Annotated in this window: 11 protein-coding genes; 3 read left to right on the top strand and 8 right to left on the bottom strand. The window is 67.0% G+C overall.

The genetic code is table 11. The annotated features are described in order from the left end of the window. Window position 1: 1 nt before the first annotated feature. Complete coding sequence (locus tag V7S63_RS07960; RefSeq protein WP_336529822.1) at window positions 2–1,234, bottom strand: aminotransferase-like domain-containing protein; 1,233 nt, start codon at window positions 1,232–1,234, stop codon at window positions 2–4. A gap of 192 nt (window positions 1,235–1,426) precedes the next feature. Between V7S63_RS07960 and V7S63_RS07955 the strand changes: the two genes are divergently transcribed. Together V7S63_RS07955 and V7S63_RS07950 are read left to right on the top strand one after the other, a co-directional pair. Further along, entirely contained in the window at window positions 1,427–3,412 is a 1,986-nt protein-coding gene (locus tag V7S63_RS07955; protein ID WP_336529821.1) for a protein meaA, read from the top strand. 370 nt (window positions 3,413–3,782) lie between these two features. Then, window positions 3,783–4,787: a trypsin-like serine peptidase gene (locus V7S63_RS07950; RefSeq protein WP_100959555.1), complete on the top strand. Its 1,005-nt coding sequence runs from the start codon at window positions 3,783–3,785 to the stop codon at window positions 4,785–4,787. 182 nt (window positions 4,788–4,969) lie between these two features. Here V7S63_RS07950 and V7S63_RS07945 read toward each other — a convergent pair whose 3' ends face one another. Beyond that, complete coding sequence (locus V7S63_RS07945; protein WP_442896437.1) at window positions 4,970–5,839, bottom strand: urea carboxylase-associated family protein; 870 nt, start codon at window positions 5,837–5,839, stop codon at window positions 4,970–4,972. 72 nt (window positions 5,840–5,911) lie between these two features. Then, window positions 5,912–6,595, bottom strand: coding sequence for a J domain-containing protein (locus V7S63_RS07940; protein WP_336529820.1), 684 nt, complete (start codon window positions 6,593–6,595; stop codon window positions 5,912–5,914). 287 nt (window positions 6,596–6,882) lie between these two features. Here V7S63_RS07940 and V7S63_RS07935 point away from each other — a divergent pair, with 287 nt between their 5' ends. After that, a complete protein-coding gene (locus V7S63_RS07935; protein ID WP_091837072.1) occupies window positions 6,883–7,146 on the top strand; it encodes a BolA family protein in 264 nt (87 codons plus the stop codon). 3 nt (window positions 7,147–7,149) lie between these two features. Here the strand turns inward: V7S63_RS07935 and V7S63_RS07930 are convergent, their stop codons facing one another. The 5 genes from V7S63_RS07930 to V7S63_RS07910 all read right to left on the bottom strand — a co-directional run bounded on the left by V7S63_RS07930 (window position 7,150) and on the right by V7S63_RS07910 (window position 12,102). Then, window positions 7,150–8,343 (bottom strand): MFS transporter, encoded by a 1,194-nt coding sequence (locus V7S63_RS07930; protein WP_336529819.1) that lies wholly within the window; start codon window positions 8,341–8,343, stop codon window positions 7,150–7,152. A 61-nt stretch (window positions 8,344–8,404) separates the two neighbouring features. Beyond that, window positions 8,405–9,574, bottom strand: coding sequence for an acetyl-CoA acetyltransferase (locus V7S63_RS07925; protein ID WP_091837074.1), 1,170 nt, complete (start codon window positions 9,572–9,574; stop codon window positions 8,405–8,407). A gap of 220 nt (window positions 9,575–9,794) precedes the next feature. Next, window positions 9,795–10,181: a DUF4087 domain-containing protein gene (locus V7S63_RS07920; RefSeq protein WP_091836147.1), complete on the bottom strand. Its 387-nt coding sequence runs from the start codon at window positions 10,179–10,181 to the stop codon at window positions 9,795–9,797. Further along, window positions 10,178–11,131 carry a glycoside hydrolase family 19 protein gene (locus V7S63_RS07915; protein ID WP_336529818.1) on the bottom strand — a complete coding sequence of 318 codons (954 nt, stop codon included), beginning with the start codon at window positions 11,129–11,131 and terminating at the stop codon, window positions 10,178–10,180. The genes V7S63_RS07920 and V7S63_RS07915 overlap by 4 nt, the downstream gene beginning before the upstream one ends. A 68-nt stretch (window positions 11,132–11,199) precedes the next feature. Then, window positions 11,200–12,102: an EamA family transporter gene (locus V7S63_RS07910; protein WP_336529817.1), complete on the bottom strand. Its 903-nt coding sequence runs from the start codon at window positions 12,100–12,102 to the stop codon at window positions 11,200–11,202. Between the last annotated feature and the right edge of the window lie 27 nt (window positions 12,103–12,129).

Here is a 12,129-nt window from a genome sequence, read left to right as displayed (position 1 = left end):
CTCAGGCCGCCCGGCCGGTCCGCTCGGCGAGCAGGCGGCGCACCGCCCGCTCCAGCCGAAGCACACCCTCGACCAGCACCTCCGGCGGCGAGCGGGTGAAATTGACCCGCATCGCGCTTTTCAGGCCACCGGACGGGTCGAATACGCTCGACGGCACGAAGGCGACGTTCTCGGCCAGAGCGTGAGTGTAGAGCGCATCGGTGTCGATCGCCTCGTCCTTGGCCCGCATCCAGACGAACATACCGCCCGGCGGCACCTCCCACTCGAACCAGTCGGAGAGATGCGTGGTTGCCGCGGCGCAGAGCGCATCGCGCCGCTCGCGATAGGTCGCGACGATCTTCGGGATGTGCTGCGCCTCGAAATTGCTCTCGATCATCTCCAGCGCGATCGCCTGCGTCAGCAGGCTGGAGGCGATGTCGGTCGACTGCTTGGCCAGCGCCAGCGTCGCAATCAGCGAGGCCTCGGCCACGACCCAGCCGACGCGCAGGCCCGGCGCCAGGCTCTTCGACAGCGTGCCGAGATAGATCACCGGCCCGGCATAGGCACCGTTCGGATGGCGCTGCGCATGGTGGGCGAGAAGGCTCGGCCCGGCCGGCCCGTCGAACTGCAGCGGCAGATAGGGGTCATCCTCGAGCAGCCAGGTCCCGGCCGCCTCGACCTTGTCGAGCAGGGCAGCGCGCTGATCCTGCGGCACCAGCACGCCGGTCGGGTTGGAATAGTTCGGCACGGCATAGACGAACTTGGCCTGGCGCAGCGCCGCATCCTGCCCAGGCGCCTCCAGGCTCCAGTCGAGCCTCTCATAGCGCGGCATGCGCGGGCGCCAGGCGTCGAGCGCTCCGAGATAGGTCGGGAACTGCGAGAGGATCAGCTCGCCGGGGTCGACCAGCGTTTTGCCGACGAGGTCGAGCCCCTGCATCGCGCCCGTCGTCAGAAGCACGTTCTCAGATCCGAAGCGGCGCCCGGTCGCGGCGCTGAAGCGCTCGGCGATCGCCGCCCGCAGCGCCGGCAGCCCCTCGATCGCCCCGTATTCGAGGATCTGCGTGCCCCAACGCGTCAGCGCCCGCTCCTGGGCGGCAGCGATCGCCTCGACCGGATAGATTTCGGAGGCAGGCAACCCGCCGGCGAGGCTAACGACATCCGGCCGCCCGCCGATCGCCATGAACTGCTGGGTTATGCTGTTGCCGGTCGAGAGCCAGCTGGCGAAAGCCGGCCGCGGCGAAGGAGATTGCGTCATCGAAACTCTGCTGAAGACAAGGTCGCGCGACGCTATAGGCCCGCGCCGCGGCAAGAAACCCGCTTGGACGCATGGCCGGGCGCCTTATCCGAACGTCTGGCGCGACTTCCGCGAACCACTGGCGTTATCTTCGCTGCAGTGCAACAATCGAGATTGCACGAGCACGGCAAGACGGCACGGCAGGGAGCGACCATGAACGCGATCGATCCGCTTCGGAATCAGGCCCAGCGCGACAAGCCCTGGATCTTCCGGACCTATGCCGGCCATTCCGACGCGTCCGAATCGAACAAGCTCTACCGGACCAATCTCGCCAAGGGCCAGACCGGCCTCTCCGTCGCCTTCGACCTGCCGACCCAGACCGGCTACGACCCCGACCATGTGCTCTCGCGCGGCGAGGTCGGCAAGGTCGGCGTTCCCATCACCCATCTCGGCGACATGCGGGCGCTGTTCGACCAGATTCCGCTGGCGCAGATGAACACCTCGATGACGATCAATGCGACGGCGGCCTGGCTGCTCTCGCTCTACATCGCCACCGCCGACGAGCAGGGCGCCGACCGCGCTGCCTTGCAGGGCACCACCCAGAACGACCTCGTGAAGGAATACCTGTCGCGCGGAACCTATGTCTTCCCGCCGCGCCCCTCGATGCGATTGACCACCGACATCGTCGTGTTCACGGCGCGCGAACTGCCGAAATGGAACCCGACGAACGTCTGCTCCTACCATCTGCAGGAGGCCGGCGCCTCCCCGGTGCAGGAGCTATCCTTCGCCCTGGCGACCGCGATCGCCCTGCTCGAGTCGATCAGGGCCCGGCCGGAGGTCGCGCCCGACGAGTTCGGCAGCGTCGTCGGCCGCATCTCCTTCTTCGTCAATGCCGGCATGCGCTTCGTCACCGAGCTCTGCAAGATGCGGGCTTTCGTCGATCTCTGGGACGAGATCACGCTGAAGCGCTTCAGCGTCCTGGAGGAGCAGCATCGCCGCTTCCGCTATGGCGTGCAGGTCAACTCACTCGGGCTGACCGAGCCGCAGGCCGAGAACAATGTCTACCGCATCCTGATCGAGATGCTGGCGGTGACGCTGTCGAAGAAGGCCCGCGCCCGCGCCGTGCAGCTCCCGGCCTGGAACGAGGCGCTCGGCCTGCCCCGCCCCTTCGACCAGCAATGGTCGCTGCGTATGCAGCAGGTGCTGGCCTACGAGACCGACCTGCTCGAATTCGGCGACATCTTCGACGGCTCGAAGGAGATCGACGCCAAGGTCGAGGAACTGAAGGCGGCCGCGCTGGAGGAATTGGCGAAGATCGACGCCATGGGCGGTGCGCTCGCCGCGGTCGAGAGCGGCTACATGAAGATGGCGCTGGTCGAGAACGGCGCGCGCCGCATCGAGGCGATCGAGCGCGGCGAGCAGATCGTCGTCGGCGTCAACAAGTTCACCACCAGCGAGCCCTCGCCGCTCTCGGCCGGCGACGGCGCCGTCGTCACAGTGCCGGATTCGGTCGAGACCGAGGCGGTGGGCCGGCTGAAGGCCTGGCGGGCCGCGCGCGACGGCATGGCGGTAGAGGCCGCACTCACCGAGCTCGCCAGCGCGGCGAAAGAAGATCGCAACGTCATGCCGGCCTCGATCGCCTGCGCCAAGGCCGGCGTCACCACCGGCGAATGGGCGCAAACGCTGCGCGAAATCTTCGGCGAATACCGCGCCCCGACCGGCGTCGACACCACCAAGCTCGGCGACGACGCCGGGCTCGCCACCGTCAAGGCCGCCGTCGCCAAGGCGACCGAGCGGCTCGGCCGCCCACCTCGTTTCCTCGTCGGCAAGCCGGGGCTGGACGGCCACTCGAACGGCGCGGAGCAGATCGCGGTGCGTGCCCGCGATGCAGGCATGCAGGTCTCCTATGGCGGCATCCGCCAGACGCCCGAGGAGATCGTAACGCAGGCCAGGGAGACGCAAGCCGACATCATCGGGCTTTCCATCCTTTCCGGCTCGCATCTGCCGCTGGTGCGCGACGTCACCGCCCGGCTGCGTGTTGCCGGCATGGACGTTCCCGTCGTCGTCGGCGGCATCATTCCGCCTGACGACGAGAACGCGCTGAAGAACATGGGCGTGGCGCGCGTCTATACGCCCAAGGACTTCGCCCTCGACGGCATCATCGCAGACGTCGCCGGGCTCTCGGCGAAGAAGGGCTGAGGGCTAGGATCATTGAGTTCGCAATAGGTTAGGGGCTCGACAGCAATCATCTTCATCCCGGACAAGCGGCGTAGCCGCGCCGATCCGGGATCCATTCTAGAGCCTTTCCGAAAGAGGTTCCGGAATGGATCCCGAGTCTCCCTCTGGTCGCCCGGGATGACCAACGCTTTTTAAGGCGGGACAAGCGCATGACCCGACCGGCGTCCCCAGCTCTCCGCCGGCGCGAAAAGAGCTCAGGCTTCCCCAAGCGCGTGCGGATGATTATCGTCCCGAAACCGCTCCGATTGTCGCCATAGTCCTGGCGCTGATCGGGCTGGAAGGCGGCAGGCGGCAGGGCCGCAAGGGATTCGCTGAGGAGAGGAATGAGCGCATGCCCGCATGGCTGCAGACCAATTTGACCGGGACCAACATCCGCGCCGCCTTCATCGGCGCCGTGGGCCTTGCCCTGGCGGGGCCCGCCGCGGCTCAGACGATGGGCTTCGACCCCAGCGATTTCGGCAAGGTGAGCATGCCCCGGCGCCAAAGCACCGGCGACGCCGCCACCCACATCGAGAACAACAAGGGTGCCTTCGAGCCGATCGCGGAGCTCGACCAGCGCGACCCGCTCGCCAGGATGGCCAAGCCCGTCGGGCGCATCGACATCCTGCTGAAGGACAACAAGACCGGCAAGCAGTCAGGCGCCCATTGCACGGGTGAGTTGCTCCCCGGCGACTATGTCCTCACCAACCATCACTGCCTGCCGCAGAGCGGCGAGATGACACCGGTGCGCGCCATCATCGTCATGGATTTCCTGACGCAGGATGGAAAAGGCGCCAAGGTCTTCGAGCTCGACCCCAAGCCCGTCGAGTTCAATGCCAATCTCGACTACGCCATCGCCAAAGCGAAGGGCAATCCGACCGCGACCTATGGTTCGGTCAAGCTCGCGGCGACGCCGACCGGCGGCGCGCCTTCGCTGATGGTGATCCACCACCCGGCAGGGCGGCCGAAAGTGATGAGCCGCTTCCGCTGCATGGCGACCCGCCAGCAGGGCGACGCAGCCGAGATGCGCCATCGCTGCGACACGCTCGGCGGCTCGTCGGGCTCGCTGCTCTACAACGCCGGCAATGCGGGCGTCGCGCTGCACAAGCAGGGCGGCCTCGCTCCCAACGACCCCAATAGCTACAACACCGCGACCAGCATGACCGCACTGCTCCAGGCCAGCCCGCTGCTGCGCAAGATGGCCGGCGCGGGCGGGCAGGCCCCGGCCGCGGACGGCGGCGGCGCGGTCGCCTCGGGCGGCGGTCAGGACGACCAGCCGAGCTCGACCGAGCGCAGCAGCGTGCGCGGCTCCGACAATCTCGACACCGACGGGATGAACTCGCTGCTGAAGAACTGAAGCGGGTTCGTCATTCCGGGGCGCCTTGGAACGGCGAACCCGGAACCCATGACCACGACGATTCTCCAGCGCGTCATGCTCGCCCTTGTGGCGAGCATCCACGTCTTGAACATCGAGTTCGATCAACGAAGCGAAGACGTGGATGGTCGGGACAAGCCCGACCATGATGGAAGGGGCAGGCGTCAGCCCTGCTCGCCGTGGCTGCGCCCGTAAGGGCTGCGCGTCGGCGGGTGCCAACCCGCGAGCGCGGCAGGATCGGCCTCGTAGATCTCGACCTTGAGCGGATGGCAGACGGCGACGTCGCTCGAATGGGTCTGGCCGCAATCGCCGCCCGGACACGCCGAGATCGCCCCGAGCAGATCGATCTCGGCGAAGAATTCGAGGAAATCGCCGGGCCGGACCGGGCTCGCCTTCATGAAGTACTGCTGCGTGTCACGGGTGAAGCCCGTGCACATGAAGACGTTGAGCACGTCATGGACGTGATGTTCGACCTCACGTGCCGGCAGCCCCCTTGCCTGTCCCAGCGCGCGGGCGAGGTTCGAATGGCAGCAATGATGGTAGTCGCCGCCATCGCCGAGCAGCCGGTGGGTATAGGGATCGCAGCGCGTGCCGATCACGTCGTGCACGCCGGCGCCATCCTGGTCGAAGCCGTACCAGCCGAGCGTGTCATGGGTGATCGTCGCCATCGGCCGCAGATGCGGCAGGTTGCTCCAGAGCCGGTCGCCCAGTCCGACATGTGTCGCGTGCAGGGCGCGCGTCTTGCCGCTGAAGAAGCGCTCGTCGAGATCGTCCGCGTTCCACAGATTGAGGTCGCCGACCTGCGGCCCCTCGATGCTGACGACCCGAAAGAAGTGGCCCTTCGGCACGCGGAAACTGCCGGCCTCGCGCGGCGGCACAATGATCTCGTCGCACTTGGTCAAGGTCCGGCGGGCACGCGCCAGCATCGCCATGTCGGCACCCGGCAGGCTGCCATTGGGGTAGACCACGACCGGCGGCTTGCGTCGACGGTCCTCCGCATCGGCGGGGGCGATCACCTGCGAATCCATGGCCATGACGTGCTCCGCCGACTGATATGTCCGCGGTTTTCTATCGGGACCGACGAGCCCGGTCCAGACTGCGACATGTCAGGCCAGCCCGTTGCTCTTCAGCGTCTGGTAGGCCTTGAGGATTTCCTGCAGCCGGCCTTCGCGTGAGCGGTCGCCGCCATTGGCATCGGGATGGAAGCGCTTCACCAGCTCCTTGTAGCGCGCCTTGATCGCGGCGCGGTCGGCGCTCTCGTCGAGGTCGAGCGTCTCCAGCGCCTTCTTAGCGAGGACACCGACTCTGGGCTCGGCCCGTTCCTGCTGGCGGCCGGCGCGGCCACGGAACAGGTTGAAGGCATCCTGCATCTCCGGCCCGCCGGCCTCGCGCCCGCGCTGCGCCATCCGCGCGGCGCTGGCATTGACGCCGAGCTTCCAGGTCGGCCGGTGGCCGATCTCCTCCTGCTTCGCATAGGCCGCGAGCGCCTCGTCGTTCATGCCGGCGAAGTAATTGTAGGTGGCGTTGTAGGCCTTCACATGCTCGAGGCAGAACTGGAAGAACTTGCCTTCCTTGCCACGCCCCATCGGCGCGCGGAACTCGCCCGCCTTCGTGCAACCCGGATGGTCGCAAAGACGCGCATCTGCCTCGACCACCTCTTCCGCCTCGGAAGGGCCGATCCTGATCCGGTCGAAAAGGCGCGAGCTGAAGTTCATCGTCTCATGGTTATGCGGGTTGAACGCTGCGCCGACAAGCCGACCGCCGCGCGGATCGCTCCGCGCCTGCAGCAAGCCGATCGCCTTGGCGGCAGCTTGACCCTGATTGCTTAAGGAACCCGGTTCAGCCGAAGCGGCCGGGATGCCCCCTAGATAGTATTTCCACGCTTCAAACTCAACGGCCGCACGCCGCATCGCCCCCGGTCGCGAGTGCGGGCTTCGACATGAGAGCCCGGAGAATTCGGCTCCAATGAGGCAGCGCTGCCCAAGCTCGATCTTGACCGTCGAGCGCGAATGGGTGTTCTCGCCACCAAGGGGCGTCAGCGCTCCATCTCCTCACGAAAGAAGCATCCATGCCGACCATGGCCGACCGGATCGCCGGCAAGCTCACCGCGCAGCTGGCACCGGAGCATCTCAGGGTGATCGACGAATCCCACCAGCATCATGGCCATGCCGGCTGGCGCGAGGGCGGCGAGACGCATTTCCGAGTCGAGATCGTCTCGCCCGCCTTCTCCGGCAAGAGCCGGCTCGAACGCCATCGCCTGGTCAACGCCGCGCTCTCCGAGGAACTCGCCGGCAGCGTGCACGCACTGGCGATCGCGGCGCGTGCCCCGGGCGAGGCCTGAACCTCAGGCCGCCTTGCGCTCCGGCGCAGCCAGATAGATCGCGGTCGAGACCAGCAGCAGCGCCGCGAAGCCCCAGTGCATGTTGGCGAAGGCGAGTGCGGCATCGCGCCCATCGGCCCGCTGCGCCGCGACGAACCAGCCGGAGCCCCACTGGATCAGCCCCGCCCCGGCGATGAACAGGAAATTGACGAAAGTCATGCCGCGCCCGACCAGATGCGCCGGGAAGAACTCGCGCGCATGCGCCATCAGGATCGCATAGGTGAAGCCTGTGCCACCAACGATCGCAAAGAGCAGGATGGCGCCGGCCAGCGACTGCGCACCGATCACTGCCAGGAGTGCGAATCCGATACCCGTAGCCACGGTGCCCCAGGCGACCAGCGCCTTGCTGCGGCCCGCCCGCTTCTGCAACGCGCCATAGACGAAGGCGCCGACGACCATCATCGTTGCCATGCCCAGCGCGGCATGGCCGGCGGCGATGCCATCGAGCCCGTGCACCTGCATCATGTAAGGCGCGATCCAGAGCCCCCGCGCCGTCGCGATGATCGCGTAGCCGACGAGAGTGATCGGCGCGAGCAGCCAGAGCGGCCCGATCGCTGCGATGCTCTTCAGCCCCTGCAGCAGCCCCTCATGCTTGCCCGAAGCGTCGGTGACCTCAGGTGGATCGCGCACCAGCACTGCTGCGAGCACAGTTGCGAGCAGGAAGGCCACGGCGAAGGCGAGCATGGTCGGGCGCCAGCCATAGGCTTGGGCCGCCAGCGCCAAAGGCGCAGCACCGACGAGATTGCCGAGTGAGCCGAGGCCGATGAAGATCGAGGTCAACAGGCCGAAGCGTGCCGGCGCCTGCGTCCGCGCGAACAGATAGAGCGACGACATGAAGATCGGCGAGCAGCCGATTCCGACCAGCGCCATCGCGGCTGTGGCGGTATTGGCGCTGCCGGCCTGCGCGAACAGGAAGGCGCCAACGCTGCCGACCGCCATGGTCACCGCCACCGTCCGGCGCGGACCGATTCGGTCGAGCGCCCAGCCGACCGGGAACTGCGCCAGCGCAAAAGCCATGAACCAGGCGGCGCCGAGCATGCCGAACTCGGCCGGCCCGATGCGCAGGTCGCCCATCACCGGCGCGGCGATCACGCTGAGGAACGAGCGATAGAAGATCGACAGCACATAGGCCGGCAGCAGCGCGAAGAAGATGATCACGCCGCCCCTCCGGCCAATTTCTGGATGACCGCCGACGTGAGTTCGCCGGCAGCCCCTCGCCTCACTTCACCCGCTCGAGCACCGAGACGTAGTTGGCGACGGCAGCGCCACCCATGTTGAAGATGCCGCCGAGGCGGGCATCCTTCACCTGCATGCCCTCCGGCGCCTCGCCGACGAGCTGCATAGCGGAAAGCACATGCATGGAGACGCCGGTCGCGCCGATCGGATGGCCCTTGGCCTTGAGGCCGCCGGAGACGTTGACCGGCAGCTTGCCGTCCTTCTGGGTCCAGCCTTCCTTGATGGCGCGGGCGCCATCACCTTCCTTGGTCAGGCCCATCGCCTCGTATTCGATCAGCTCGGCGATGGTGAAGCAGTCATGCGTCTCGACGAAGGAGAGATCGTCGAGCGCGACGCCAGCAGCGGCCAGCGCCTGCTGCCAGGCGCGCGCGCCGCCCTCGAACTTCAGGATGTCACGGCGTGACAGCGGCAGGAAGTCCTGGACATGGGACATGCCGCGGAAGCCGACGGCGCGGCGCATGCTCTTGGCGGTCTCCTCGTCGGCGAGCACCAGCGCGGCGGCGCCGTCCGAGACCAGCGAGCAGTCGGTCCGCTTCAGCGGGCCGGCGACGTAAGGGTTCTTCTCGCTCTCCTCGCGGCAGAAGGCGTAGCCGAAATCCCTGCGCATCTGGGCATAGGGGTTGTCGACGCCGTTCTTGTGGTTCTTCGCAGCGATCATGGCGAGCGCATCCGACTGGTCGCCATGGCGCTGGAAATAGGACGAGGCGATCTTGCCGAAGACACCGGCAAAGCCACCCTGAACGTCGCTCTCCTGCGCGAGATAGGAAGCCTTCAGCAGGTTTTTGCCGATCTCCGGGCCGGGCGTCGTGGTCATCTGCTCGACGCCAACGACCAGCACGACCTTGGCCGCTCCGGCCTTGATGGCACGCACGCCCTGATGGACGGCTGCCGAGCCGGTGGCGCAGGCGTTTTCGACGCGGGTCGCCGGCTTGAAGCGCAGCGCCGGGTCAGCCTGCAGCACGAGCGAGGCGGTGAAGTCCTGGGCCGAGAAACCGGCGTTGAAATGCCCGAGCACGATTTCGTCGACCTGGTCGGCGGTGATGCCGGCATCGATCAGCGCGTCGGTGGCGACGCGCACGATCAGGCTCTCGACGGTCTCGGTATCCTGCTTACCGAAAGGCGTGTGGGCCCAGCCGACGATTGCAGCGCTCATAGCCATCTCCTGGTTGATGTGCAGATACACTACATCTGCCTCCACGCACCCGTGGCCACAAGCCATCAAGCGCGCATTCCTCCTGTGCGAGGAAAGGCCAACGAAACCGGGCGAAGTCAAGCGGATCAAGAGCCCGCGGCGAGCGAGCGCCGACCGGCCCTGCGGTCAGGACATGACGAGATGTCGCGCGACCCCCTCGCGCGACTTCCGACCCGCAAGGCTAGCGCAGCGTCTTTTCGACCTCCGACAGTGCCTTGTCCTTCCGGCACGCAGCCAGCGGGCGCGCCTTGGCCGAGACGATCTCGATGACGTTCTTCTCCTCGGCGTCCACCTTCACCGTCATGCAGGCGCAGCCATAGCCATAGCTGCCATTGCCGCTCTTGCGCCATTCGCCCGCCTTGTAGGGCGGCGGCCAGTCGCCCTTCGCCTGATGCCCGCCCTGCACGGCGATCGTCCACTCCCCGTCCCTGTCGTAGAGCGAGGCATTGCCCGGGCTCGGATTGTCGAGCCAGCCGCAGCGCTGCGCGCTGCCTGGCTGCTGCGCCATGGCGACGCCGGCCGCAAAGATGAGGGTGGCCGCAGCAGCGGCCACTGACCGGCCGATCATTGAAAGAACCTCGACTGGCTGGTGAACCGGGCTCCCGGCAGCGGCATGCCGGCGAGGCTGGAATCGATCGGTGGCGCGAAGGTGATGGGCCGGTTCGGTCCGGCCGCCAGCAGCACCGCCTCGAACACTTCGGCGATCGCAGCGATGTCCTTGGCGTGGTCGGATCCGTTCACCATGGCGCGCGCGCCTACATAGTTGCGGGACTTGCCGCTGAAATAGGTCGAGAACTTCCGGCCATTGGCGAACCCATCGCCGGTGAGCATGCCATGCGACATCACCGCATAGGCGATGGCGGGGGTCTTCACCAGTTCCGGGTCGAGCAGCAGATTGAGCCCCTGCCCGATCGCGGCGCCGGTCGTGGCATAATTCGACCACCAGGTCAGCTGGACATAGCCACGCCCGAAATAGGCGAGCTCGGTGCCGGTATCGTCATTGTAGGCCTTGACCGCGGCGCCGCCATCGACAGTGCCCATCTTGGCACCCTTGGTCAGCTTCGAGATCGCACCGCTTGCGGTGATCTTGAACTGGTCGCCATCCTGCTCGGTGACGCGGACGCTGCCATCGGCGAGCGTCGCGACCTTGACCGGCTCGTGATATTTGCGGCCCTTGCCATGGCCGACCTCGTCGACCGGCGCCATCGTCATCAGCCAGGCGCGACGCTTCAGCATCACCGCATTGCCGGCCTTGTCGACCAGCGGCTTGCCCTTCTTGTTCTTGGCCTGGACGAACTGCGTGACCGGGCTCGTCGTCTCCCAGGCGACGGTCGCCAGCATATAGGCCGCCCAGCGGATATCGGTGATGCTGGTGTCCCTGTTGATCAGGCGGAGCAGCACCAGCAGGTCGGGAATCGCATTGGCGTTGTAGCGCGGCTTCTTGCCGAAACGGTCCCGGAATTCCCGCTCGAAGATGCGTTCGTCGTAGGTTCCGACGTAGTGATAGGTAACCGCCATCATCCATCTCCATGGGCCCGTCGATGCGGGCGTAAGGAGCGACTGCGACAAATAAGTGGCTCGGTTTTTTAAATCGCCAGCAGCAGTAGAGCGCCAACGCCGGCGACGATCATCGCCATGCCCAAGAGCTCGCGCCAGCTCGTGCCTTCAGAGAAGATCCGGCGCGAGGCGATCTGCGCCAGCGGCACCTCGACCAGCGCAAGCGTGCGGACATTGGCCGCCGTGGTCAACGAGAAGCCGAGGAACCAGCATTGCGAGGCAGCAGCGCCGAGGAAGCCGGCAGTGAGCGAGCGACGCCAGTTGCGCAGGCTGAGGATCAGCGCCGGACGGTTGGCGACGAGCATGTAAAGCGTCAGGAGCAGGGTCTGCAGCGCCAGGCCAAGAGCGAGGATCGTCGTCGCCCGCATCAGGAAGTGCCCTTCCGGCAGCGTCTGGATCGCCCCGCGGAAGCCGATCGCCGACAGCGCGAAGGCGGCGCCGGCACCGATCCCGAGCGCAGCCGGCCGCATCCCTGCCGCGCTGAGCTTGTCGCCCGGCTTCCACGACATCAGCACGACGCCGGCAGTGGCCACGACTATCGCCGCGAACTTCGGCCAGCCCAGCGCGTCGCCGAGCAGCGCCGCCCCGAACAGCGCGACCTGCACCGGCTCGGTCTTGGTGTAGGCTGTCGTCACCGCGAAGGAGCGCTCGCGCATCGCCGCCAGCATCAGCGCGGTGGCGAGAATCTGCGTCAGCGCACCGAAGACGGCGAAGCCGAAGGCACGCAGATCGGGCATGGGCGGCCGGGCGCCGCTGGCGAGGCAGACCAGAACGAGGAAGAGCAGCGCGAAGGGCAGGCCGAACAGGAAGCGCACCTGCGTCGCCCCGACGACGCCGATCACCTCGGTCAGCGAGCGCTGGGTCAGGTTGCGCGCGGTCTGGAGCAGCGAGGCGGCAAGCGTCACCGGTATCCACAGAAGGCTGAAGCTCACGCGCGGAGGTCCCGTAGAAAGAGCACC

Origin of the sequence: Allobosea sp. CCNWLY174 (genome assembly GCF_037120455.1) — a bacterium.
GTDB classification, from domain to species: Bacteria; Pseudomonadota; Alphaproteobacteria; order Rhizobiales; family Beijerinckiaceae; genus Allobosea; species Allobosea lupini.
This window is presented reverse-complemented; position numbering and strand designations above follow the sequence as displayed.

What these genes read in the sequence shown, in the direction of transcription:
- V7S63_RS07960 (WP_336529822.1), bottom strand. Translation starts at nt 1,234, where the DNA reads ATGACGCAATCTCCTTCGCCGCGGCCGGCTTTCGCCAGCTGGCTCTCG.
- V7S63_RS07955 (WP_336529821.1), top strand. Translation starts at nt 1,427, where the DNA reads ATGAACGCGATCGATCCGCTTCGGAATCAGGCCCAGCGCGACAAGCCC.
- V7S63_RS07950 (WP_100959555.1), top strand. Translation starts at nt 3,783, where the DNA reads ATGCCCGCATGGCTGCAGACCAATTTGACCGGGACCAACATCCGCGCC.
- V7S63_RS07945 (WP_442896437.1), bottom strand. Translation starts at nt 5,839, where the DNA reads ATGGCCATGGATTCGCAGGTGATCGCCCCCGCCGATGCGGAGGACCGT.
- V7S63_RS07935 (WP_091837072.1), top strand. Translation starts at nt 6,883, where the DNA reads ATGGCCGACCGGATCGCCGGCAAGCTCACCGCGCAGCTGGCACCGGAG.
- V7S63_RS07925 (WP_091837074.1), bottom strand. Translation starts at nt 9,574, where the DNA reads ATGAGCGCTGCAATCGTCGGCTGGGCCCACACGCCTTTCGGTAAGCAG.
- V7S63_RS07920 (WP_091836147.1), bottom strand. Translation starts at nt 10,181, where the DNA reads ATGATCGGCCGGTCAGTGGCCGCTGCTGCGGCCACCCTCATCTTTGCG.
- V7S63_RS07915 (WP_336529818.1), bottom strand. Translation starts at nt 11,131, where the DNA reads ATGGCGGTTACCTATCACTACGTCGGAACCTACGACGAACGCATCTTC.